Source organism: Streptomyces sp. NBC_00376 (genome assembly GCF_036077095.1).
Lineage (GTDB): Bacteria > Actinomycetota > Actinomycetes > Streptomycetales > Streptomycetaceae > Streptomyces.
The window spans coordinates 7,896,506-7,919,533 of sequence record NZ_CP107960.1 but is presented as its reverse complement, the minus strand read 5'-3'; the positions used below and the strand labels follow the sequence as shown (position 1 = coordinate 7,919,533).

The window sequence follows — 23,028 nt, the reverse complement described above, 5'->3', positions numbered from 1 at the left end:
ACTAGGACCTTTACGCATGGCAATGAAGTCACGAAGATCGCGTCATGCCGCCCTCGCCGCCGTTGTTCTCGCCGGCACGTTGGCGGCGACACCGGGTGCCGCCAACGCGTCCACGCCCGACCCGTCGCAACGAGTGCTCGTCGAACTGTCCGGGAACCCAGCGGTCACCGCCGCGCCCGGTGGATCGCTGCTGTCCGCCGAGGCCGCCCGCGGCGTCGGCGCCGCCCGCCGCGCCCTGGACGCGCGGCAGGAGACATTCCTCGGCTCGGCGAGGAGCGCCGGGCTGCACCCCTCGGCGACCCGCAAACTGGGTCTGCTCATCGATGCCGTGGCAATGACGGTGCCCGCGTCCGAGGTGGGACGACTGTCCTCGCTGCCGGGCGTCACCGCCGTCCGCCCCGACACCCGGGTGCTGACGAAGACTGACGCGAGCGTCCCGCTGATCGGCGCACCCGGCGTCTGGCAGCGCAAGGACCCCACTGGAAAGCGCGTCACGGGCACGGGGACCACTGTCGCGATCCTGGACAGCGGGGTGGACTACACCCACCCCGACCTGGGTGGCGGACTCGGCAAGGGCCACAAGGTCGTCGGCGGGCACGACTTCGTCAACGGCGACGAGGACCCGATGGACGACAACGGCCACGGCACCCACGTCGCCGGCATCATCGCAGGCAAGGCGGCTGTGAAGGGCGGCGTCACCGGCGTGGCGCCCGGCGCGAATCTGCTGGCCTACAAGGTGATGGACGCCGACGGCTCCGGGTACACGTCGGACATCATCGCCGGAATCGAGGCAGCCTCCGATCCGGCCAACCCGCACCGCGCCGATGTCATCAACATGAGCCTCGGCGGCCCCGGCGACGGCACCGACCCGCTGGGCCGCGCCGCGACCGCGGCCGTACGAGCCGGTGTGGTCGTGGTGGCCGCGGCGGGCAACGACGGACCGGGCGCAGGTACGGTCAACAGTCCCGGCACGGCCGACGGTGTGGTCTCGGTCGGCGCGTCGACGAGCAATTTGCGGCTGCCCAGCGCCTATCTGGCCGGCGACAAACCCGAGTTGATCCAGAGCTACCGCGGCATCCTGTCCGCGAACCCGCCGGAGGACCCGGTCACGGCGCCGCTCGTCGATGTCGGAGAGGGCACCGCCGAGGACTGGAAGCGGGTCGGCGACGTACGCGGAAAGATCGTACGGGCGCAGATGCTCGTCGCCGCCGACGCGCGGTACCTGACGGCGAGCGCCGTGGAGTGGGCGCAGGAGGCGGAGAAGCGCGGTGCGATCGCCGTGCTGGCCGGCCTGCCCTCCAACGACGGCCCGGTGTTCGTCGCCGGAGCACCGGGAGAGCTCACGCCGTCGGAGGTGAACCCTGAGCCGGGAGTGGCCCAGGTGCCGTCATCGCCCGCGCGGATCGACGCCTCCGGCGACTCGCTGCGCATGGACCGCCTGGTGGTCATGGGCATCGACTCGACCCAGTACCAGGAGCTGAGCACCCGGCTCGCCGCCGGGAAGGTCTCGGTGACGCTGCGGGGCACCGACACCACCGACCGGATCGCCTCGTTCTCCTCACGCGGTCCCTCCCAGGACTTCGGTCTGAAGCCCGATCTGGTCGCACCAGGCGTGGAGATCCGCTCCACCGTGCCCAAGTCGCTTTACGGGCCCGGCCAGTACCGCATGTCGGGCACGTCGATGGCGGCCCCGCACGTCGCCGGTGCCGCGGCCCTGCTCCGCCAGCTGCACCCCGGCCGGACGCCCGCCGAGATCAAGGCCGAACTGATCGGCACCGCGAAGCCGCTGAGCGGCACCGGGCCCACGACGCAGGGCTCGGGCAGACTCGATGTGGCCGCGGCCGCCTCCGCCACGGTCAGCGCCTCACCGGCCTCGGTGTCGTTCGGGCTCGCCGATCTGTCCCGGCGTCACGTCGGCGGCACCGCGAAGGTGACGTTGCGGAACTCCGGCAAGCTGCCGGTTGCGGCCTCGCTGCGGGCCGAGGGTCCGGCCACGGTCTCGGCGAAGCGGGTCACCGTGCCGGCCGGGGGGACCGCGACCGTCACGGTCTCGCTGCGCGTCGCCCTGCCGGCCACCGACACCGAGATCAGCGGCCGTCTCACGGCGACGCCCGACCGGGGACCGGCGATCAACGTGCCCTACCTGCTCGCCGTTCGGCATCTGGCCGTCCAGGCCGCACCCGACCCGAGCGACGGTCACTCGACCGTGCACATCGCCCCGCCGACCCGGCTGGTCGCACCGCCGGTCGTCACCGTCACTCCGCCTCGCGGCAAGGCCGTCGACGTCACTTCCACACTCGATCCCGCCAGCGGTTACTACCGGGCCGAGGTGACCGGCAGCGTGGCCGGCACCTACCGGGTCTCGGTACACGGCACCGCCGGAACCGGGCAGCTGCTCACCGGCGCCGGCGCCTTCGAGGTCACCCCGGTCGACAGCCGCGGGGACCGCTGGGAGCCGGTCGGCCCCAACAGCGAGGCCGGTTCGGTCGTCCTCTCGCCGAGTCGGCCGAAGCAGGCCGTCCTCACCCAGTACCAGAAGGCGGCTCCCTGGCTGACCACCGACAACGGGGCCTCCTGGCGCCAGTTGGGCCGACTGCCCGTCGCGGACGGCACGGGTCCGCTCGTGGTGGACGCGAAGAATCCCGACCGCTGGTGGTACGCCGTGAACAGCGTTCACGACGGCAGCCGCCGGGGCGCCATCCTGCGCACCGATGACAACGGGCGGACCTGGCGCACGCTCGACGTCCCGGACACCCGCATCGTGGCGCTCGCCGCCGATGAACGGACCCGCACCCTGGTCGCGGTCACCTCGGACGCACTGCTGGTCAGCACGGACGCGGGCGACCACTGGACGACATATCCGACCGGCGTCACCGGCGCCGTCACCGCCGCCGCCGTCACCGGTGACACCCTCTATATGACGACGTATCACGGCGTCTGGGCCCGCTCCGGCATCGGCTCGGGCAACCCCGGCGAGGCACGCCTGCTCTTCGCCCCGTCCGGCGGGGGCGTCGGCGGGCTGGCCGCCGACTCCTCGGTCGTGGCGGTGTATGTCCCGGGCCGGGGAGTTGTCGGTTCCCGTGACGGCGGGGAAACCTGGACCACCCTGCTGTCCATGACGGACGGCGGACTCCGCCTGACCTTCTCGGGTGACGACCTGTACCTGAGCACGTTGTCCGGCAGCGGCCGTCTCAGCCGCGACCACGGTCGGACGTGGACCACGGTCGCCGCGCCGTCGCGCGAAGCGCTACCGGTGGACTACGACCGTTGGGCCGACGGTTCCGTCACCGTCTCCAGCGAGCAGGACGGTCTCTACCGGGGTGCCGCGGACGGCACCGGATATCGGCGGATCGGTGTCCAGGGACTGACGATCAACGATCTCGCTGTCAGTGACGGCCACCTGCTCGCCGCCACCGACAGCTCGGTCTACCGCACCGCCCTTCCCGTCGCGAGCCCGGAATGGGGCCGGTCGGGCGGCGAGGGCATGAGGGGCGTGACTGTCCCGCAACTTGCCGTGTCGGCCAAGGATCCGAAGGTGATCTGGAAGGTGCGGCGCACCGCGTTCGGCTCATTCACCGTCGAGCGCAGCGGCGACGGCGGCACCACCTGGGAGAAGAGGGGCAGTTCGGCGGAGGTGCCGACGGCGCTCCTGGTCCACCCCGCCGACCCGAACCGGGTCATGGTCAGCTTCCGAAGCCTTTTGGGCCAGGGGCTGTTCGCCACCAGTGACGGCGGCGCGACGTGGAAGAACCTTTACCACGAGCGCTCCTTCGACACCATCGCGGGCGACCCCGCAAATCCGCTGCGCCTGTGGCTCGGCAACGCCGCCGGTCTCTACCGGTCCGACGACGGTGGGGTGACCGTCACCAAAGTCACCGACGGCCCGGTGACCGCGATCGACCTCGACGGGCGGCGCCTGGTGATCGGCGGCGAGAGCGTCCGCGTCAGCACCGACGCCGGCCGGACCTTCCGCACCGCGGACACTGGCGCTCTGGCGATCCATGTCTCCGACCTGCTCCGGGTGAAGGACACGCTCTACGCGGCCACCACCAGGTCCGGAGCCAGCGGCCTCCTGCAAGGCGGCCGCGGCGTACTTCGCAGTACCGACCACGGTCTGAGCTGGCACAACATCTCAACCGGCCTGCAGAACACCGACACCACCAAACTGGCCGCGAGCCCCGATGCCCGCGCGCTCTACGTCGGCACCGTCGACGGGGGCGTGCACCGTCTCAACCTGCGTCACTGATCGCTACGGACCGGGTGCCCGGACGGAACCTCCGTCCGGGCACGCCAACCGGGTTCATCCGGCCGCCTGTGTACGGGTCTCACGGTGCGGGGGCCTGCCGGCCTTCAATACGGTCCTCGAAGCAGTCTCGACGTGCCTGTCATGGTGGCCCCGCGCACACCCGGCCCGAGAACTATGGTGTCCCGCCACATACGCCCCTGAACTGCCCCTTCCTACGGTATGGCGACGCACGCACGTCCCCGCCAACCGTCCGGAAGTGGTTCCCATGGCCGCCCCAGCAACCTCTCCGCCAGCCCCGTCGAACCTCAAGCGCATCGTCGCCGCAAGCCTCGTCGGGACCACCATCGAGTGGTACGACTTCTTCCTCTACGGGTCAGCCGCCGCGCTGGTCTTCAACAAGCTGTTCTTCCCGGAGTCCGACCCGCTCGTCGGAACGCTCCTGTCCTTCCTCACCTACGCGGTCGGCTTCGCCGCCCGGCCGCTGGGTGCCCTGGTGTTCGGCCACTACGGCGACCGGCTCGGCCGCAAGAAGCTGCTGGTGCTCAGCCTGCTGATGATGGGCGGGGCGACGTTCGCGATCGGGCTGCTGCCGACGCATGCCACGGTCGGGGCCGCCGCCCCCGTACTCCTCACGATCCTGCGGCTGGTGCAGGGCTTCGCGCTCGGGGGCGAATGGGGCGGGGCCGTGCTGCTGGTGTCGGAGCACGGGGACGCCGAACGGCGCGGCTTCTGGGCCTCCTGGCCGCAGACGGGCGCACCGGCCGGGCAGCTGCTCGCCACCGGGGTGCTGTCCGCGCTCACCGCGCTGATGTCGGAATCCGCCTTCGGGTCGTGGGGCTGGCGAATCCCCTTCCTGCTCTCCGGTGTCCTGGTGCTCATCGGCCTGTGGATCCGGCTCTCCGTCGATGAATCGCCGGTCTTCAAGGCCGCGCTGGCGCAGGCCGAGGAGCGCAGGTCGAGTGCCGGGACGGCCGAGAAGATGCCGCTCGTCGCCGTGCTGCGGCACCACTGGCGCGATGTGCTGATCGCCATGGGCGCCAGGATGGCGGAGAACATCAGCTACTACGTGATCACGGCGTTCGTGCTCGTCTACGCGACCACGGCGGCGGATCTGAGCAAGCAGACCGCGCTCAACGCGGTGCTCATCGCCTCGGCCGTCCACTTCGCGGTCATTCCGATGTGGGGCGCGCTTTCGGACCGGGTCGGGCGCAAGCCGGTGTATCTGGTCGGCGCGGTCGGTGTCGGGCTGTGGACGTTCCCGTTCTTCGCGCTTATCGACACCCGGAACTTCGGAAGTCTGCTGCTCGCCGTCACCGTCGGGCTGTTCTTCCACGGTGCGATGTACGCACCGCAGGCCGCCTTCTTCTCGGAGATGTTCGCGACCCGGATGCGGTACTCGGGCGCTTCGATCGGGGCGCAGTTCTCGTCGGTCGCGGCCGGTGCCCCGGCGCCGCTCATCGCCACCGCGCTGCTCGCGGACTTCGACAGCTCGGTACCCATCTCGCTGTACGTCATCGCCGCCGCGCTCATCACCCTGCTCGCGGTCGGGTGCGCCAAGGAGACCCGGCACCGGGACCTCACGGACATCGACGGGGCCGCGGCCGCCCCGGACGCCGCCGGGGCGCCGAAGGCCGACGCCCGTACCGTCTGAGTGCGTGGTCGCGAACGTCGTCCGCAGGGCGGCCCGGGAGACCGGGCCGCCCTGCGGGCGACGGTGTTCACTGCCCGGCGGTGGGTTCGAACCAGGTGGGTCCGTCGGTCATCGACTGCTTGATCCTGAAGAGCCCGAACTCGTTCAGCGGCGGCAGCGCGTCCACCGGGAACCAACCCACCTCCAGCGACTCGTCGTCGTTGACGCGTGCCTCACCGCCGGTCGCCCGGCAGCGGAAGGTGACGTCGAGGTACTGGCAGCGGTCGCCGTTCGCGTACTGCACGGGCTCCAGGGCCTGGGTGAGCACGACCCGCTCCGCGACGCAGCGCACGTTGGTCTCTTCGTACACCTCGCGCTCCGCCGTCGCCGCCGGCTGCTCGCCCGGCTCGCAGATGCCGCCGATGACCGACCATTTGCCGGTGTCGGAACGGCGTCCCAGGAGCACTCTTCCCTCGTCGTCGAACACGATGGCGGTGACGCCGGGCAGCAGGAGCAGTTGCTGACCTGCGGTGGCGCGGATCTCGCGGATGAAATCAGGAGTTGTCATGGGTCCGACCCTAAAGGCTGTCCGTGATCCACCAGGAATCACAGGACAGCCCCTACGTGGCGCACCGGTGGATCAGCGGCTGCGCCGGCTCCGTACCGCACGGACGCTGACCAGGCCGAGCCCGGCCACGGCGATCAGCACCAGCACCGCTTCGGGGAGCGTGCCCATCCGGGTCGCGGGCGTCAGCGAGGACCTCAGCGGCACCTCGTCCACGAGCGCGTCCGGGGTGAACAGCTTCGTCTTCTGGACGACCGTCCCGTCCGGGCGGATCACGGCGCTGACCCCGCTGGTGACGGGGACGACGACGGACCTGCTGTGCTCGACCGCCCGCACCCTGGACATGGCCAGTTGCTGATAGGTCATCTCGCTGCGGCCGAAGGTGGCGTTGTTGCTGGGTACGGCGATCAGCTGGCCGCCGTGCGTGACGGTGTCCCGTACGGCGTCGTCGAACGCGGCCTCGTAGCAGGTCACGAGCCCCACGTTCGCGCCCGCCAGGTCGAAGACCCCGACCTTCTTCCCGGGCCCGAAGTCACGCGTCACCCGGTCCACGTCGGAGCTGAAGATCCGGGCGATGGAGCGCATCGGCATGTACTCGCCGAACGGCTGGATGTGGCGCTTGTCGTAGGTTTCGACGGGGCCCTTCTCCGGATCCCACTGGATGAGGGTGTTGCGCAGGTTCCCGCTGTCGGGCTCGACCACCGCGCCGACCACGGTGGGCACGCCGATCGCCTTCACCGCGTCGTCGATCAGGATCCTGGCGTCGGCGTTCCGGTACGGGTCGAGGTCGGAGGAGTTCTCCGGCCACAGGACGAAGTCGGGCTGCGGGACCTTGCCCTCCTTCACCTCCCGGGCAAGCTGTTCGGTGCGGCGCACATGGTTGTCCAGGACGGCGCGGCGCTGGGAGTTGAAGTCGAGTCCGAGCCGGGGCACGTTGCCCTGGATCGCGGCGACGGTCGCGGTGCCGTCCTCGGCCGAGTCGTCGACGAGGGGCAGCGCGGCGAAGGCGCCGGCGACGGGTACCAGGACGGTCGCGGCCGCGGCGGCGACGGCCGCCCTGGACAGCGTGCCCGTACGGCGGTGGGCGCGGATCTGGCGTACCGCTTCGCAGAGACCGAAGCCGCACAGCACCACCGCGAAGGAGAGCAGCGGTGTGCCTCCCAGGGCCGCGAGCGGCAGGAACACGCCGTCCGCCTGGCCGAAGGCGATCTTCCCCCACGGGAAGCCGCCGAACGGCACCCGGGCCCGGACCGCCTCGTCGAGCACCCAGACCGCGGCGGCCCACACCGGCCACCAGGCGAGCCGGCTGACGGCGGCGATCCCGATGCAGCCGACCGCGATGAACAGCGCCTCGGCGGCGGAGAGCGCCAGCCACGGCACCGGACCGACCTCCTCGCCGGTCCAGTGCAGCAGCGGCAGCATGAAGCCCAGTCCGGCGAGCAGACCGAGTCCGAAGCCGGCCCGGAGCAGTCGTCGGTGCAGCACCCAGCCGAGCAGGGCGAAACCGGGCAGGACCAGCCACCACAGGGGGCGCGGCGGGAAGCTCAGATACAGCAGTACGCCCGCGATCACGGCGGCCGGGGGCCGCAGGAAGCGTCGCTTCCGGGACACGGGGGATGAGACCGGCTGCGCGGCCTCGACTTCGGTGGTGGTGGCGCTCACCCGGCGGAGTCTACGGTGGCCGGCTGTGCGTCCGGCAGCCCCGCCCGTGTGGTGGAACCCTTCGTACCGGATCGTTCCGGCGCTTTCCCGCACAGATCCGGTCCGCAGCCGTCCGAGCGGGGCGGCCCTCGGGGGTCAGGTACCGGCCGTCGCTCCGGTCGCCGGCAGCTGCAGGCGCTCGCGGATGAACCGGACGCCCGCCTCCGCGTCGTCGACCGTGATGGTGAACGTCCTGCCGTCGCCGAGCCGGAGCACCAGGCCCTCGCCCCTGCGGACCACCACGGCCGTACCCTGCTCGGGTCGCCAGCGGTAGCCCCAGCCGCCCCATTGGCGCGGGGTGACCTCGGGAGCGAATTCCGCGCCCACCACCTGGGTGAGCAGAATCCGGCGGCGCGGCAGGCCCATGTGGCCGCAGCGCACCTCCAGGGCGTCCCCGTCGACCCTCACGGCCACGTTCACGAACGCGAGGGTGCCGAACAGCATGAGCAGCCCGGCGGCGACACAGCCGATCACGGACATCAGCAGCGGGGCGATCCCGGAGGCCCAGTTGGAGGTGACGGCCAGCTGGACGCCGAGCGCCAGGCAGGCGGCGCCGGCGGCCGCGAGTACCCACTGGGCCCGGTTGGTGGCCCTGCCGGTCCAGACGGCGGAGCAGGCGTCGGCTCCGTCGTGCCGGGGTTTTCGGGAGTGGTCCCTCATGTCAAGCAGCGTACTCAGGATTCCGCACGCCGGGGATGGGACGAACGGGCCCCGCCGGGTCAGCGGGCCGGGCTGACGGCTCCCAGCAGCCGCCCCTCGGCGTAGGCCAGAGCGGCTTTCGGCAGGTCGGCGGGGCGGCCGCTGAGAAGGACCGCGAGAGAGGTGGACGGTTCGGCCGACGGAGCGGGTTCGGCACCGATCCGGCGCAGTGCCTGGGCGGCGACGGCGCCCGCGGAACCGTACAGCGCGACCGGCGGCAGACCGGGTTGCCGCACCGCGTCGCGAATGCGTTCGGCGACCAGTTCGTAGTGGGTGCAGCCCAGGACCACGGCCCGGACATCGCGCGGGGTGCGGGCGGCGGCCGCGGCGATCGCCAGGTCGATCGCCGTCTCGTCCGCGTACTGCACGGCGTCGGCGAGACCCGGGCAGGGCACCTCGGTGACGTCGACGGAGCGCGCGAATTCGGCGATGAGTCCGCGCTGGTACGGGCTGCCGGTGGTGGCGGGCGTGGCCCAGATCGCGACGGGGCCGCCACCGGCCACGGACGGCTTGATGGCGGGGACGGTGCCGATGACCGGCAGCGTGGGTTCGAGCTCGGCGCGGAGCGCCGGGAGGGCGTGCACGGAGGCCGTGTTGCAGGCGACGATCAGTGCGTCCGGCCGGTGGGCGGCGGCCGCGCGGGCCACGTCGAGTGCTTGGGCGCTCACGTACTCGGGCGTACGCGGTCCCCAGGGCATGCCGTCGGGGTCGGAGGAGAGCACCAGATCGGCGTCCGGCCTCAGCCGGCGTACCGCGGCGGCTGCCGCGAGCAGGCCGATTCCTGAGTCCATGAGCGCGATCTTCACCCGGTCACCATAGTCGACCGCCCTTGCGGTTCCGTCCCGGTGGGGCAGACTGCGGCGGATGAGCGCCGTTGCCTGGATCGCCGTGGGTTCGCTGGCCGCATGGGTGTGGCTGCTGCTGGGACAAGGGTTCTTCTGGCGGACCGACCAGCGGCTGCCCCGCCGGGAGCCCCCTGCCGGATGGCCGTCCGTCGCGATCGTGGTGCCCGCGCGTGACGAGGCCGACATGCTGCCGGTGAGCCTGCCGTCGCTGCTGGCGCAGGACTATCCGGGGCGGGCGGAGATCTTTCTCGTCGACGACTGCAGCAAGGACGGGACCGGGGACGTCGCCCGCGCGCTGTCCGTACGGTACGGGGGGCTGCCGGTGACGGTCGTCTCGCCGGGTGAGCCCGAGCCGGGCTGGACGGGCAAGCTCTGGGCGGTGCGGCACGGGATCTCGCTGGCCCGGACCAGGGAGCCGGAGTATCTGCTGCTCACCGACGCAGACATCGCGCACGAGCCGGACAGTCTGCGGGAGCTGGTCGCAGCCGCCGGATCGGGCGGCTTCGACCTGGTCTCGCAGATGGCCCGGCTGCGGGTGTCGAGTCTCTGGGAGCGGCTGGTGGTGCCGGCCTTCGTGTACTTCTTCTCGCAGCTCTATCCGTTCCGGTGGGTGAACCGGGCGGGTGCCCGGACGGCTGCTGCGGCCGGTGGCTGCGTGCTGCTGCGGACCGGGGCGGCACAGCGGGCCCGGGTGCCGGAGTCGATCCGGCAGGCGGTGATCGACGACGTGTCGCTGGCGCGGGTGGTGCAGCGCAGCGGCGGGCGGATCTGGCTGGGGCTCGCGGAGCGGGTGGACAGCGTGCGGCCGTACCCGCGGCTGGCGGATCTGTGGCGGATGGTGTCGCGGAGCGCATACGCCCAGTTGCGGCACAGTCCGCCGCTGCTGCTGGGGACGGTGCTGGGGCTCGCGCTGGTCTATCTCGTCCCGCCGGCCGCGCTCGTCGCCGGGCTGCTGACCGGTGACCCGGTGGCGGCGTGGACGGGCGGACTGGCGTGGGCGGTGATGACCGCGACGTATCTGCCGATGCTGCGTTACTACCGGCAGTCGCTGTGGTCGGCTCCGTTGCTGCCGTTCACCGCCGTGCTCTATCTGCTGATGACGGTCGATTCGGCGGTGCAGCACTACCGGGGCCGCGGCGCGGCCTGGAAGGGGCGTACGTACGCCCGCCCCGAGGCCGCGCCGGACCGGTGAGCCGAGCCGGCGGTGGGCCGATGGCCGCAGGGCCGGCCGGACCGCCGGGGGGTTATTTACGGCCGGGTGTCCAGTTCATGCCCCACCCGTAGGCGTAGTCGATGGTGCGCTGCGGGCTGACTCCGCGCTCGGGGACGAGGTAGCGGGCCTCGCGCTGCACCGTGAGGTCTCCCCCGTTGTTGGTCAGGAGCGCCAGGGCACAGACCGTGGACGGGACGGTGCATTCGTCGAGCGAGAAGTCGATCGGGGCGCCGTTCTGGGGCTGGAGCGTGACGGTCGCGTGGAGGTCGGCGAAGCTCCGGGCGCCTTCGTAGATGGTGACGAAGATCAGGACGCGCCGGAGCTTGTTCTTGTGGTCGAGGTTGACGGTGAGGTTCTCGCCGGTGGAGACGGCGCCGGTGCGGTCGTCTCCGTCGAGATGGATGTAGGGAGGGTGCTGGAGGGCGCCGAACGCGTTTCCCAGCGCCTGCACGACTCCCTTGCGGCCGTCGGTCAGTTCGTAGAGGGCGCAGAGATCGAGGTCGAGGTCCGAGTGGTTGGCGACCGCTCTGCCGAACTTGCTTCCCCAGCCCTTGAACTGTTTGCGCACTTCCCAGTTGAGATTGACGCGAAGCGCACCCGAAGTGCCGCCCTGTTTGGCGAGGGAGACCACCGGCGCTTCCTTGGTGAGCGTCACCTTGGACAGGCGGACGGGCGCGGGGGCAGGGGGTGCGGCAGGCGCCGGCGGCGCCATCGGCGGCGCGGGCGGAGCCGACGGCCGGTGGTCGAACCGCGTTGCGCTCTGCGGCTGTTGGGGTGTGCGGGGCCGGCGATTGGGCTGAGCCGGCTGGGGCCGCTGCGGTTCGTCGACGGAGATCCCGAAGTCGGTCGCGAGCCCTTCGAGGCCGGTGTCGTACCCCTGGCCGACGGCGCGGAACTTCCAGGCGCCCTGGCGCCGGTAGAGCTCCCCGAGGATGAACGCGGTCTCGATCGTCGCGTCCGCGCTGTCGAAGCGCGCGATCTCCCTGCCGCTCGCCGCGTCCGTGATCCGTACGTACAGCCCGGCCACCCGGCCGAACGTGCCGCCGTCCGCGGAGGCCGCCAGGACCACCCGGTCGATGGCCGGCTCGACGCGTGCCAGGTCGACCGCGAGGCTGTCCGTCGTCCCGTCACCGGCGGTCCGCTTGCCCTCGTGGCGCACCGCGCCGGACGCGTGGGAGGGCTGGTTGTAGAAGACGAAGTCGGCGTCGCCGCGCACCTTTCCCGACGGCATGAGAAGGAGTGCCGAGCCGTCCACGTCCGGTGTCCCCGGGGAGGTGCGCCATCCCAGTTCGACCCGCACGGCCTGAGCCGCCACCGGAACATTGGCTCCCTTTTGCATGGTCATGCTTCGCCCCCATCACGAGTCCGGCTGCCCGAAAACCTTTCTCCGACAACCTAATCCCCCGGACCGTCACAGGGGTCACGGACGTCCGGTCAGGTCGCCGCGATCCACCGGACCCGTACGGATTTCGATGGTCAGGCATGAATGGCTTCATCATCTTCCGTTCACCGGGGCGCGGCTGCCAGCATCGGCGCACCGCCACCCCTTGAGGGAGAATCCGATGAATCGTCCCCGTTCTCTGCGCTGTCTGGCAGCCCTGGCCGTGGTGGCTCTCGCGGCCACCGCCTGCGGGCGTTCCGGTCAGGGCGAAGCCCCGTCCGAAGCCGCGTCGAAGGCCGCCTCCGGCCGGACCGCGGCCGAGTTGCTGCCCGCCCAGTACCGGGAAAAGGGTGTGCTCCGGGTGGCCACCGCGGTCGGGTACCCGCCGATGGAGATGTACGAGCCCGGCACCACCCGGCTCACCGGCGTCGACCCCGATCTGGCCAAGGCCCTTGCCGAGCGGCTCAAGCTGAAGCTCGAACTCACCAATGCCGCCTTCGACGGACTGATCCCCGGCCTGGAGTCGGGACGGTTCGACCTGGTGATGTCGTCCATGACCGACAGTGCGCAGCGGCGCCGGGCGGTCGACTTCGTCGACTACTTCCGCACCGGCGGCGTCATCATGACGAAGCAGGGCAACCCGCAGGGCATCAAGTCCCTCGCGGACCTCTGCGGAAAGACCGTCGTCCTCGCCAAGGGCAGCTCAAACCTCCACATCGGCGAGGAACAGAACGCCAAGTGCCAGGAGAAGATGCGGATCTCCCAGAGCGAGGACGCACCGACCGGGCTGCTGCAGCTGGACAGCGGACGCGCGGTCGCGACCATCGTCGACTATCCCGTCGCCAAGATGTTCACGAAGAAGAGCAGTTCGTACGAGGTCCTGCCGGAGCAGTACGGCACCGCTCCCTGGGGCATCGCGTCCGCGAAGAGCCAGGGCGGACTGCGCGACGCCGTCCACAGGGCCCTGCAGGAGCTCATCGACAACGGCGACTACAAGAAGATCCTCGACACCTGGGGAGTCGGCGACAGCGCCGTGCCCGAGGCCACCGTCAACGACGGGCAGTGAGAACGGACATGAACCCCCAGAAAACACCCGGGCCCGCCCGCGGCGGGGTGCCGGATGCAGGCCCCGCCGACCGGATGCCCCACGAGGACGACCTCTCCCTCCAGGTGACCGGACGCCCGCGTCCCGGGCGCTGGCTCGCGGTCCTCGCCGCCGCCCTGTTCGCGGTGTGGCTCGCCTACACCGTCATCGTCAATCCCAATCTGCACTGGGACATCGTCGCCGAGTACCAGTTCGACGGCGTGATCCTCAAGGGCCTCGGGGTGACCGTTCAGCTCACCCTCGTCTCGATGGTGCTCGGCATCGCCATCGGGGTCGTCGTCGCGGTGATGCAGCTGTCCGACAGTCCGGTCCTGCGGCTCACCGCCGGTGCGTACACCTGGTTCTTCCGGGGCACCCCGCTGCTGGTCCAGCTCATCTTCTGGTTCAACCTGGCCCTGCTGTTCCCCGTGATCAGCGTCGGAATCCCGTTCGACGGCCCCAAACTCATCAGCTGGCAGTCCAACCAGGTGATCACCGGCTTCGTGGCCGCGCTCCTCGGACTCTCCATCAACGAGGGCGCCTACATGGCCGAGATCGTGCGGGCCGGCATCCAGAGCGTGGATCCCGGCCAGCGCGAGGCGGGCGCCTCCATCGGGATGTCGAACCGCCGGATCCTGTCCCGGATCATCCTTCCGCAGGCGATGCGGGTCATCATCCCGCCGTTCGGCAACCAGTTCATCTCCATGCTCAAGACGACCTCGCTGGTCTCGGTCATCGCCGGTGCCGATCTGATGACCGTCTCCCAGCACCTCTACCTCGCCAACTTCGAAGTGGTCGCCCTGCTCCTGGTGGCCTCGATCTGGTACCTCGTGCTCACCACGATCGCCAGCATCGGTCAGCACGCCGTCGAGCGGCGCTACAGCCCCGGTACCGCTCCCGTGCTGCGGAGCAGGATCCTGGCCAATCTCCTGCCCGGAGGCACCAAGAAGGGGGCAACGGCATGAACGACGTGATCCTCAAGGCCCGCGGGGTCCGCAAGAGGTTCGGTGACACCGAGGTGCTGAGGGGCATCGACCTCGATGTCCGCAGCGGTGAGGTGCTCTGTGTCATCGGCCCCTCCGGGTCCGGGAAGTCCACGCTGCTGCGCTGCTTCAACCACCTCGAGCGGATCGACGCGGGGCGGGTGTGGATGGACGGTGAGCTGGTCGGCTACGAACAGCACGGCCCGTCCGGCCGGGTGCTGCGCGAGCGGCGCGCCCGGGACGTGCGGCGCCAGCGCGAACGGATCGGCATGGTGTTCCAGCGGTTCCACCTGTTCCCGCACCGCACCGCGGTGCAGAACGTGATGGAGGGTCCGGTCGTCGTCAAGGGACGGCCCCGTGCGCAGGCCGAGAAGCAGGCCCGCGGGCTGCTGGCCGACGTCGGTCTCTCGGACCGGGCGGACCACTACCCGGGGCAGCTGTCCGGCGGGCAGCAGCAGCGTGTGGCGATCGCCCGCGCGCTGGCCATGGAACCCGCCCTCATGCTCTTCGACGAACCCACCTCCGCCCTCGATCCCGAACTCGTCGGCGAAGTGCTCGGGGTCATGCGCGACCTGGCCCGCAGCGGCATGACGATGGTCGTGGTCACCCACGAGATGGGCTTCGCCCGTGAGGTCGCCGACCGGGTCCTGTTCATGGACCGGGGCGCCGTCGTCGAGGCCGGGAGCCCTGACCTGTTGTTCACCGACCCGCAGCACGAGCGCACGCGGGCCTTCCTGTCGACGGTGCTGTGATGGGCCGCCCTCTCGATCTGCTGCTGCGCGGCGGCACGCTCGTGGACGGAACCGGAGCACCCGCCCGGGAGGCGGACATCGCGGTGGTGGCCGGGCGGATCGCCGTGCTCCCCGCCGGCGCCCCCGCCACGGCAGCCGAGACCCTGGACGTGGCCGGGCGGGTCGTCGCACCCGGCTTCATCGATGTGCACACGCACTCCGACGCCCTCGCGGCTCCCCACGGGGACGGCGGTACCGCGGAGGCGGCCGACGACCTCCGTCTCGCTCCCCTGCTCCAGGGTGTCACCACGGAGATCTGCGGCAACTGCGGGACCAGCCTGTTCCCCTCGCTCCCCGCGCGGCTGCCGGAACTCGCCGAGCACCTCAGGGTGACGTTCGGGCTCGGACCGGTGCGGCCCGCCGTGGACTTCGACGCGTTCGCCGCCGGTCAGGACCCCGCTCTGCGCCACACCCACATCGCCTCGCTGGTCGGCCACGGCACGCTGCGCGCCGGAGTGATGGGCTTCGAGGCCCGGCCGCCCCGGCCCGGTGAACTGGACGCCATGTGCGCACTGCTGGACCGGGCGCTGGCCCAGGGGGCGGCCGGTCTGTCCACCGGGCTGATCTACCCGCCCGGCACCTACGCCGACACCGAGGAGATCGTCGCGCTGGCCGCGGTCGCCGCCCAGCACGGCAAGCCCTACGTCACTCATCTGCGCGACGAGATGTCACAGGTGGAGTCCGCCCTGGAAGAGGCCCTGGAGATCGCGGTGCGCTCCGGCGCCCCGCTGCAGATCTCCCACCACAAGACCGCGGGCCGGCACGCCTGGGGCGCCACACTGCGCACCCTGCCCCGGCTGGAACGGGCCCGCGCCGAAGGCGTGGACGTGCTGTGCGACGTCTATCCGTACACGGCGGGAAGCACCGTCCTGCACGCCATGCTGCCCCCGTGGGCGAGTGAGGGCGGCGTCGGCGCCCTGCTGGAGCGGTTGCGCCGCCCCGAGACGCGCGACCGGATCAGGAGGGACATCGCCCGGGGCGTCGAGGGGTGGGAGAACACCGTGGGGAACGGCGGCTGGGACCTCATCTCGGTGGCCGCCGCGCAGACACATCCCGAGGCCGAGGGGCGCACCATCGCCGAACTCGCGGCCGAGCGCGGCGTCCATCCGGTCGACCAGGCGTGCGATCTCCTGCTGGCCGAGCAGGGCGAGGTGACCATCATCAGCCATTCCATGCGCGAGGACGACGTCCGCCGGGTCCTCGCCAGCCCGTTGTCGATGATCGGCTCGGACGGCGTGCCCAAACCCGGCCGTCCGCATCCGCGCTGGGCGGGAAGTTTCGCCCGGGTGCTCGGCCACTACGCCCGCGACGAGCAACTGCTCCCGCTGGAGAGCGCAGTGCACAAGATGACCGGGCTGCCCGCCGGGCGGTTCGGCCTCACCGGCCGCGGCGTGGTCCGCGACGGCGCCGTCGCCGATCTCGTCGTACTCGACCCGGCGTCGGTGCGCGACACCGCCGACTTCGACCGGCCCCTGCTGACGCCCGAAGGCATCGATACCGTCGTGGTGTCGGGGCGGGTCGCGGCGAGAGACGGCCGCCCGACCTCGGCGCGGGCGGGAGAAGTGGTGAGGATCCGATGAGTCTGGCCCAGGTGGCCGCGGCGGCGCGGCGTTCGGCCGCGCTGCCGCTCACCCTCGCCGTCGCCGCCGTCGACATCGACGGCGGCGGCACGGTGGGGGTGGACGAGCGCACCGTGCTGCCGGTGGCGTCCGCCTCGAAGCTGCTGCTGCTCGCCGAGGTCGCACACCGGCTGGACAGCGGGGAACTGCCCGCCGACCGTGTCGTGGAGGTCCTCGACGAGGACGTGGCGGAGGGCACCGGTCTGCTGCGCAGGCTGAGCGGGCGCGGCTGGACCGTCGAGGATCTGGCCTGGCTGACGGCCTCGGTGAGCGACAACACCGCCACCAACGCGCTGTTGCGCCTCGTGGGGCGGGAGTCCACGGCCCGGCTGGCAGGGGAGCTCGGGCTCGATCACCTCGCGCTGCACGACAGGGTCCGCGACGTCCGGGGCCCGGGCGTGCCGCCCGTCTTCGCCACCGGCACCGCACGGGACCTGGCGCGGCTGGTGACGCACGCGGTGCGCGGCACCATGAGCAGTCCGGCGGCCTCCGCCCGGCTGTTGCGCTGGATGCGTGCCAACACCGACCACGGCCTGGTCCCCGCGCTGATCGACCACGACCCGTACGCCCCGGGCTTTCCCGAACGGCTGCGCGACGGGCTCCTGGTGGCCAACAAGACCGGCACCGACACCGGGGTCCGTGCCGACGCCGGTGTCATCGTGGGCAGGCGCCGGCTGGCGTACGCGGTGGTGGCGCACTGGGACACGGCGCTGGGCCCGAGCACCGAGCGGGCCGCGGTGCATGCCATCCGGGACGTGGGGCGGACCCTCGCGGCCTGTGCCGGGCGCCCGACCGCCGGCTGAGAAGCCCGCCCCCGGGGACGCGGTGGGCGTGACCGGCGTACCGGTCACGCCCACTGCACCTCCAGCAGCGACCGGATCTCCTCGGCGGCCGACCGCAGGTCCGCGAGGAAGATCTTCAGCAGCGGGTTGCGGTTGGTGGGCCGGGTGGCGACACCGATGCGCCGGTGCAGCCGGGGGTGGTCCAGTCGGCAGACATGCACGCCTGCGGTGTCGCCGAGCCCGAGGGCCGGGACGAGTGCGATGCCCATGCCCGCGCGGGCCAGGTTGATCGTGACCTGGTAGTGATCGCTGCGGCAGCGCACCCGGGGCCGGAAACCCTCTGCCGCGCACGCCCGCTCCAGAACCGGTTCGCCGGTGTGGCCGCCGTGCGTACCGATCCAGCTCTCCCCCTCAAGGGCGGCGAGCCGGACCGCGGCGTGCCGCCCGAGGCGGTGCCGCAGGGGAAGGACCACCAGCTGCGGCTCGTCGAAGAACATCTCCACGTCCACGGTCGCCTGCCGGCACCAGGGGTCGAGCGGATGCTCGAAGACGACCGCGGCGTCGAGCCGGCCCGCCTCCAGGTCGGGCACCAGCTCGTGCGGCTGTCCCAGAATCAGCTCCAGCTCGACCTGGGGCCGGTTCGCCGAGAACGCCGACAGGGCCCGGGGCAGCAGCTCCAGGCCCGAGGAGGCGAAGAAGCCCAGCCGCAGGACCCCCGCCTCGCCCTCGGAGTGCGCCCGCAGGTCGTCCCGGGCCACGGCCATCAGGTCGGCGACCGCCTGCGCGTGCTCGGCCAGTCGCACCCCGGCCGCGGTCAGCCGCAGGCTCTGCGGCTGCCGTTCCACCAACGCCACTCCGAGCTCCTGCTCCAGCCGGGCCAGCTGGTGCGAGATCGCGGAGGGGCTCAGATGCAGCGCCTGGGCCGCGGCCACGATGGTGCCGGTACGGGCGATCTCCAGCAGGACGAGCAGTCGGGCACTGTTCAGCATCGGGTCAGGTTAAGGGCTGCCCCGTGATCCCTGGCGGGCTCGTCCACGTCCAGGCGCAGCAGGTCCTCCTCGGTTTCCCGGCGCACCACGGTGCGGGCGTGGCCGTCGCGTACGAAGACGACGGCGGGACGCGGCAGTTTGTTGTAGTTGGAGGCCATGGCGTATCCGTAGGCGCCGGTGACCGGCGTGGCCAGGAGGTCGTCCACCGCGACGTCGGCGGGCAGGGCGGCGTCGTCGACGATCACGTCACCGCTCTCGCAGTGCTTGCCGACCAGCCGTGCCCGCATGGGCCTGGGTGCACGCGGGCTGCGCGGCAGGAACACCTCGTAGCGGCTGCCGTACAGGGCGGGGCGCAGGTTGTCGCTCATCCCGCCGTCCACGCCGACGTACGTCCGCACGCCCTCGATGCGCTTGATCGTGCCCACCCGGTAGAGGGTCAGCCCGGCACGGGCGGCGATGGAACGGCCGGGCTCCACGGTCACCGGGGAACCCCAGCCCGCGCCACGCACCGCGATCCGTACCCGGGCCGCCCATTCGGCGAACGACGGTGCGGTCTGTCCCGCCTCGTACGCGACGCCGAGGCCGCCGCCGACCGTGAGCCGGTGCATCCCGGTGTCGGCGGCGAACCGCGCGACGGCGGCGGCTCCGGCCGCGAGTTCCGCGGTGTCCAGCACCTGCGAGCCCACATGCGCGTGGACGCCTTCCAGGGTCATCGCCGGGGAACCGGCGGCTCGGCGCACGGCTGCCGCCGCGGTTCCGCCGGCGAGGCCGAAGCCGAACTTCGAGTCGTTGCCACCGGTGCGGATCGCCTCGTGCGCGCCGGCGGCCACTCCGGGCGCCACCCGCAGCTGGATCCGGGCGGGCGGCAGGTGTTCCTCGGCGTGCAGCCGCTCGATGCGGTCCATCTCGTCGAAGCTGTCGACCACCAGGTGCCGCACCCGGGCGGACATGGCGGTGCGCAGCTCCGTCGCGTCCTTGTTGCTGCCGTGCAGGACGATCCGGTCGGCGGGCACCCCGGCGTGCAGCGCGACCCGCAGCTCGCCGCCGGAGGCGACATCGAGCAGCAGCCCCTCTTCGTGGGCCAGCCTGGCCATGGCCGTGCACAGGAACGCCTTGGAGGCGTAGGCGACGTTGTCCCGGCCGAAGGCGGCGACCGCCTCCCGGCAGCGCCGGCGCAGATGCTCCTCGTCGTACACGAAGAGGGGCGTTCCGAAACGCCGTGCCAGTTCGGTGAGCAGGACGCCACCGACGGCCAGCCCTTCCGGACGTGTTTCGGAAGTGCCGGGCAGCAGGCCCGATTCGATGGCTGACGTCATGCGTTCCTCCCCGGAAGCCGGCTCGCAGCCATCCTGCGGCCTGCACAGGAGGTCATAAAAGCGCATTCTTCTATGGCTGAGCCTCATGGATTTCGATGCTCGCACCGTGCTGCCGGTGCCGGCGCGGCCGCCCCGGAACGACGCGGCCGGTGCGGCCGCGCCGGTTTCCGTGGGTGGCCCGGTGGCGCACCGTGTCCCGGGCAAGCCCCGTATCCCTTCGGCGGACGAGGCCACCCTTGAGCGGCCTCAGATCCTGGATCGTCGCCGGTTCGTCCGCTCGCGCCGTACTGGTCACCGCGCCGAGCTCCGTCACGGCCAGGAGCCCGTCGGCCGGTGATGCGGCGGCCGCCTCCCGCGGCGGGCCACGCCTTCGGCTCGGGTCCGGCCGAGGCGGCGCTGCGGCGCCTGCTCCCGCACCACGCCGGGCAGTGTGCTCCGGGGCATCCTCCATCTCCCGGAGGGCACCGGCGGCAAGCCGGCCGCTTACGAGCTCTTCGCCGAACCGTCCTGGCGCACGGGGCCGTTGGACCACTCCGCCTGGTTCGCTGCCTACGCCGCGGGACGCCACGGCGGCGCCGACCCCCGCATGCGGTCAGGGCGTGGGAACTCCTGCGCACCGGCCCGTACAGCACTCCGTCCGGCACCCGGAGCGAGTCCCGGGACAGCGGCGCTCGGTGCCGCCACCGGCTACTGGCTCCCGTCCCGGTCGTGGTCCGATGCCAGCAGGAGTTCGCGCGGGACGAGCGCGGTGGAACCCGGCGCGGTGCAGGCGTACGCCCCCGCCACGGCTCCCAGCCGGGCGCACTCCAGCGGGCCCCGGCCGGCGAGCCTCCCGTACAGGAAGCCGCAGACGTACGCGTCGCCCGCGCCGTTGGAGTCCACCACCGGTGCGGGCGGGACGGTCGCGGGGATGTGGTGCGGGGTGGGGCCGCCGTCCCGGGTGAGTACGTGGGAGCCGCCCGCACCCGCCGTGGCGACCACGGTGTCGGCGCGGCCCTCGCGGAGGATCTCCCGCATCAGGGCGAAGGTGCCCTCGCCCGCGCCCGCCGCACTGAGGAAGACGAGGTCGGAGCGGAGTGCGAACTCCCGGTGGTGGTCGGCCAGTCCGTCCCAGTCGTGCAGGTCCGTGGAGACGGGTACGCCGAGTTCCTCGATGTCGTCGTAGAGGAAGCGCGTGAAATTCATGATGGACAGGTGGACGTGGCGGGTACGCCGCAGCCTCGGCAGGTAGAAATCCCGGGGCATTCTCAGGTCGGCGGGGTCGCGGGCGTCGTAGAACGACATCCGGCGTCCGGTCGCGTCCACCAGGTTCACGGCGCGGCGGGTGCCCGCAGCGGAGACAAACGGGGCGAACTCCACGTCCCCTTCGGCCAGTCGCTCGCGCACCTGGGCACCGGTCCAGTCGTCGCCGATGCAGTCGAGGAGCGCGACCTCCAGTCCGAGCGCCCGGGTGCCGAGCGCCACGTTCCCCCCGGTGTGGCCCGGCCATTCCTCGATCGGCCCGACCTGGACCGAGTCGACGAGCGGGACGGGCAGGGTGTCGACCCGCACGATGGTGTCCACGCCACTGCCTCCGACGACCAGGACGTCGTACTCCGTGTGCTCTCGGGTCACCGCTGAGCCCTCCTGTTCCCGTGGCGGCCCAGTATGCCGTGGGCGGCAGGTTCTTCCGCACTGTCCGTCAGGAAGCGGAAAAGCCCCGGCTCCTAACGGAGCCTTTATCCCTGTTTTGCCAGGTCAGGCGGTCAGAACTGGCGTAAAACGGATGACCCCAAGATTAGGTCTCCCCAACCAGCACATCGTGGGCTTAACTTAGGTGTCATGACCTCCCCCCGCTCCACCTACGGCGGCGGCTACTACGCCGCACCGTCGTTCCCCGACACTCCGATCTACGACTCCCTGGTCGCGGAGCGGGGCACCCCTCAGATCGCTCCGATCCGAGTGCCTGCCGCCTACGACACCGGCAACAGCTATCTGCCGGCGCTCCCGGCGGCGCTGCCGGCTCTTCCCGCGGCACCTTCCCAGCCCGGTCCGTCGTACGGCTACCAGCAGCCGGCGGCTCAGCAGGGTTACGCGCCGATGCAGCCCGCGCAGCTGCAGCACGCGCCGGCGCCGTACATCCCGCAGCAGCCGTCCGCGGCCCGCGGCGGATACCAGGCGCCCTACCCGCAGCAACAGCAGCGGCCCGCGCCGGGCACCGGTTACGAGGCGATGCGTCCGGCGTCGCCCCGTCCGGCGCCCACCCGGCCTGCCCCGGCTCCCTCGCCCTACGAGGACCCGTACAACCGCCCGTACCAGGGCCGGGGGTACTGACCCGACATCACACGCAGTCGCACGGAGTCGTCGTCGAGCCATGGGGACTCGACGGCGACTTCGGCGTTCACGCTCCGGACGTGCCGTCAGTCCGGGGCGGGCCGACGGGAACTCATTGGGGTGGGTCGCGCGTTGGTCGGGGTGAGGTTGCTCTCTCTTCGCTCCTTCACCACGCGAAGCGTGCCGTATCAGGCTAAGACGGATACGGAAGGGGGTGCAGGACTGTGCGAGCGGTTACGGGTATATGGCGCTGGCGGCACAATCCCCTGCGCCGCGCCACTGACCGGCGCGAGGCATGGGTGGCTCTTGTCGCGTTGCTCCTGATGGTGCTGGCGGCACCGGCCCTGGGCTGGGTGTGCGGGTCGTACGCCGACGACGCCCTGCAGAAATCGGTGCGGGTCCAGCAGGCCGAACGTCGTGCCACCACCGCGGTCGTGCTGCGCCGGGCACCGCGGCCGCCGCGATTCGCCACCGACCCCGAGGTGTCCTCGGAGCACGGTTCGCAGACCCCGGTGGTGGCGCGCTGGAAGGCCCCGGACGGCACCGCCCGCCGCGGCACGGTGATGACCTCGTCCCGGAGGACCGCCCCGGGCAGCAGGGTGGGGATCTGGACGGATCTCGAAGGCCGCCCCGCCACGCGCCCCATGGACGCACCGACGGCCCGTACCCACGCGGTGCTGGCCGGGCTCGGCGCGACGATGCTCGCCGTCGGACTGATCGAGGGCGTACGGCAATTGATCGTCCGGCGCATGGTGCGCGGACGGTACACCCGGATCGACCAGGACTGGGCCAAGACCGGTCCGGACTGGGGCAGGACCGGAACCGGCAGCTGATCAGCTGGTGATCGGGGCAACTCCCGCCCGCCGCGCGC

General features: G+C 71.7%; 18 protein-coding genes. 10 read left to right on the top strand and 8 right to left on the bottom strand.

Translation table 11 applies throughout. The features are described from left to right. Nucleotides 1-16: 16 nt before the first annotated feature. A complete protein-coding gene (locus tag OG842_RS35525; protein ID WP_328512601.1) occupies nucleotides 17-4,246 on the top strand; it encodes a S8 family serine peptidase in 4,230 nt (1,409 codons plus the stop codon). A 265-nt stretch (nucleotides 4,247-4,511) separates the two neighbouring features. After that, nucleotides 4,512-5,897 carry an MFS transporter gene (locus OG842_RS35520; protein WP_328512600.1) on the top strand — a complete coding sequence of 462 codons (1,386 nt, stop codon included), beginning with the start codon at nucleotides 4,512-4,514 and terminating at the stop codon, nucleotides 5,895-5,897. A 67-nt stretch (nucleotides 5,898-5,964) separates the two neighbouring features. Here the strand turns inward: OG842_RS35520 and OG842_RS35515 are convergent, their stop codons facing one another. The 4 genes from OG842_RS35515 to OG842_RS35500 form a co-directional block, all read right to left on the bottom strand. Next, nucleotides 5,965-6,444: an NUDIX hydrolase gene (locus OG842_RS35515; protein ID WP_266734974.1), complete on the bottom strand. Its 480-nt coding sequence runs from the start codon at nucleotides 6,442-6,444 to the stop codon at nucleotides 5,965-5,967. A 72-nt stretch (nucleotides 6,445-6,516) separates the two neighbouring features. Then, a complete protein-coding gene (gene lnt / locus OG842_RS35510; protein ID WP_266734976.1) occupies nucleotides 6,517-8,103 on the bottom strand; it encodes an apolipoprotein N-acyltransferase in 1,587 nt (528 codons plus the stop codon). A gap of 135 nt (nucleotides 8,104-8,238) precedes the next feature. Continuing rightward, on the bottom strand, nucleotides 8,239-8,802 hold the full coding sequence (locus OG842_RS35505) for a hypothetical protein (RefSeq protein WP_266734978.1): 564 nt from the start codon (nucleotides 8,800-8,802) through the stop codon (nucleotides 8,239-8,241). Between the two features lie 59 nt (nucleotides 8,803-8,861). Continuing rightward, nucleotides 8,862-9,647, bottom strand: coding sequence for a glutamate racemase (locus OG842_RS35500; protein ID WP_266734979.1), 786 nt, complete (start codon nucleotides 9,645-9,647; stop codon nucleotides 8,862-8,864). A gap of 58 nt (nucleotides 9,648-9,705) precedes the next feature. Between OG842_RS35500 and OG842_RS35495 the strand changes: the two genes are divergently transcribed. Next, on the top strand, nucleotides 9,706-10,878 hold the full coding sequence (locus tag OG842_RS35495; protein ID WP_266734980.1) for a glycosyltransferase: 1,173 nt from the start codon (nucleotides 9,706-9,708) through the stop codon (nucleotides 10,876-10,878). A 52-nt stretch (nucleotides 10,879-10,930) separates the two neighbouring features. On the opposite strand, the gene OG842_RS35490 is transcribed toward OG842_RS35495, so the two are convergent. After that, nucleotides 10,931-12,244: a TerD family protein gene (locus tag OG842_RS35490; RefSeq protein ID WP_266734982.1), complete on the bottom strand. Its 1,314-nt coding sequence runs from the start codon at nucleotides 12,242-12,244 to the stop codon at nucleotides 10,931-10,933. Between the two features lie 217 nt (nucleotides 12,245-12,461). On the opposite strand from OG842_RS35490, the gene OG842_RS35485 reads away from it, so the two are divergent. From OG842_RS35485 to OG842_RS35465, 5 genes are read left to right on the top strand one after another with little or no spacing between them, the layout of a single operon-like run. After that, nucleotides 12,462-13,346 carry an ABC transporter substrate-binding protein gene (locus OG842_RS35485; RefSeq protein WP_266734983.1) on the top strand — a complete coding sequence of 295 codons (885 nt, stop codon included), beginning with the start codon at nucleotides 12,462-12,464 and terminating at the stop codon, nucleotides 13,344-13,346. An 8-nt stretch (nucleotides 13,347-13,354) separates the two neighbouring features. Next, on the top strand, nucleotides 13,355-14,329 hold the full coding sequence (locus tag OG842_RS35480; protein WP_266734985.1) for an amino acid ABC transporter permease: 975 nt from the start codon (nucleotides 13,355-13,357) through the stop codon (nucleotides 14,327-14,329). Then, a complete protein-coding gene (locus tag OG842_RS35475; protein WP_266734986.1) occupies nucleotides 14,326-15,099 on the top strand; it encodes an amino acid ABC transporter ATP-binding protein in 774 nt (257 codons plus the stop codon). The genes OG842_RS35480 and OG842_RS35475 overlap by 4 nt, the downstream gene beginning before the upstream one ends. Next, the gene (locus OG842_RS35470; RefSeq protein ID WP_266734987.1) at nucleotides 15,099-16,718 is read left to right on the top strand and encodes an N-acyl-D-amino-acid deacylase family protein; all 1,620 of its coding nucleotides are present in this window, start codon (nucleotides 15,099-15,101) and stop codon (nucleotides 16,716-16,718) included. The genes OG842_RS35475 and OG842_RS35470 overlap by 1 nt, the downstream gene beginning before the upstream one ends. Then, nucleotides 16,715-17,560 (top strand): serine hydrolase, encoded by an 846-nt coding sequence (locus OG842_RS35465; RefSeq protein ID WP_266734989.1) that lies wholly within the window; start codon nucleotides 16,715-16,717, stop codon nucleotides 17,558-17,560. The genes OG842_RS35470 and OG842_RS35465 overlap by 4 nt, the downstream gene beginning before the upstream one ends. Nucleotides 17,561-17,604: 44 nt before the next feature. Here the strand turns inward: OG842_RS35465 and OG842_RS35460 are convergent, their stop codons facing one another. From OG842_RS35460 to OG842_RS35450, 3 genes are all read right to left on the bottom strand, one after another. Beyond that, a complete protein-coding gene (locus OG842_RS35460) occupies nucleotides 17,605-18,528 on the bottom strand; it encodes a LysR family transcriptional regulator (RefSeq protein ID WP_266734991.1) in 924 nt (307 codons plus the stop codon). Further along, entirely contained in the window at nucleotides 18,522-19,844 is a 1,323-nt protein-coding gene (gene lysA / locus OG842_RS35455; RefSeq protein WP_266734993.1) for a diaminopimelate decarboxylase, read from the bottom strand. Before lysA ends, OG842_RS35460 begins: the two co-directional genes overlap by 7 nt. 687 nt (nucleotides 19,845-20,531) lie before the next feature. After that, entirely contained in the window at nucleotides 20,532-21,458 is a 927-nt protein-coding gene (locus OG842_RS35450; protein WP_266734995.1) for a carbohydrate kinase family protein, read from the bottom strand. Nucleotides 21,459-21,665: 207 nt separating this feature from the next. Between OG842_RS35450 and OG842_RS35445 the strand changes: the two genes are divergently transcribed. Both OG842_RS35445 and OG842_RS35440 read left to right on the top strand, forming a co-directional pair. Continuing rightward, on the top strand, nucleotides 21,666-22,157 hold the full coding sequence (locus OG842_RS35445; protein WP_266734996.1) for a DUF6643 family protein: 492 nt from the start codon (nucleotides 21,666-21,668) through the stop codon (nucleotides 22,155-22,157). Nucleotides 22,158-22,381: 224 nt separating this feature from the next. Next, entirely contained in the window at nucleotides 22,382-22,990 is a 609-nt protein-coding gene (locus OG842_RS35440) for an Rv1733c family protein (protein ID WP_443064026.1), read from the top strand. Nucleotides 22,991-23,028 lie beyond the last annotated feature (38 nt).

Excerpts from the sequence above, each read along its gene's own strand:
- OG842_RS35525 (WP_328512601.1), top strand. The coding sequence starts at position 17 with ATGGCAATGAAGTCACGAAGATCGCGTCATGCCGCCCTCGCCGCCGTT.
- OG842_RS35520 (WP_328512600.1), top strand. The coding sequence starts at position 4,512 with ATGGCCGCCCCAGCAACCTCTCCGCCAGCCCCGTCGAACCTCAAGCGC.
- OG842_RS35515 (WP_266734974.1), bottom strand. The coding sequence starts at position 6,444 with ATGACAACTCCTGATTTCATCCGCGAGATCCGCGCCACCGCAGGTCAG.
- OG842_RS35505 (WP_266734978.1), bottom strand. The coding sequence starts at position 8,802 with ATGAGGGACCACTCCCGAAAACCCCGGCACGACGGAGCCGACGCCTGC.
- OG842_RS35495 (WP_266734980.1), top strand. The coding sequence starts at position 9,706 with ATGAGCGCCGTTGCCTGGATCGCCGTGGGTTCGCTGGCCGCATGGGTG.
- OG842_RS35490 (WP_266734982.1), bottom strand. The coding sequence starts at position 12,244 with ATGACCATGCAAAAGGGAGCCAATGTTCCGGTGGCGGCTCAGGCCGTG.
- OG842_RS35485 (WP_266734983.1), top strand. The coding sequence starts at position 12,462 with ATGAATCGTCCCCGTTCTCTGCGCTGTCTGGCAGCCCTGGCCGTGGTG.
- OG842_RS35480 (WP_266734985.1), top strand. The coding sequence starts at position 13,355 with ATGAACCCCCAGAAAACACCCGGGCCCGCCCGCGGCGGGGTGCCGGAT.
- OG842_RS35475 (WP_266734986.1), top strand. The coding sequence starts at position 14,326 with ATGAACGACGTGATCCTCAAGGCCCGCGGGGTCCGCAAGAGGTTCGGT.
- OG842_RS35470 (WP_266734987.1), top strand. The coding sequence starts at position 15,099 with ATGGGCCGCCCTCTCGATCTGCTGCTGCGCGGCGGCACGCTCGTGGAC.
- OG842_RS35465 (WP_266734989.1), top strand. The coding sequence starts at position 16,715 with ATGAGTCTGGCCCAGGTGGCCGCGGCGGCGCGGCGTTCGGCCGCGCTG.
- OG842_RS35460 (WP_266734991.1), bottom strand. The coding sequence starts at position 18,528 with ATGCTGAACAGTGCCCGACTGCTCGTCCTGCTGGAGATCGCCCGTACC.
- lysA (WP_266734993.1), bottom strand. The coding sequence starts at position 19,844 with ATGACGTCAGCCATCGAATCGGGCCTGCTGCCCGGCACTTCCGAAACA.
- OG842_RS35445 (WP_266734996.1), top strand. The coding sequence starts at position 21,666 with ATGACCTCCCCCCGCTCCACCTACGGCGGCGGCTACTACGCCGCACCG.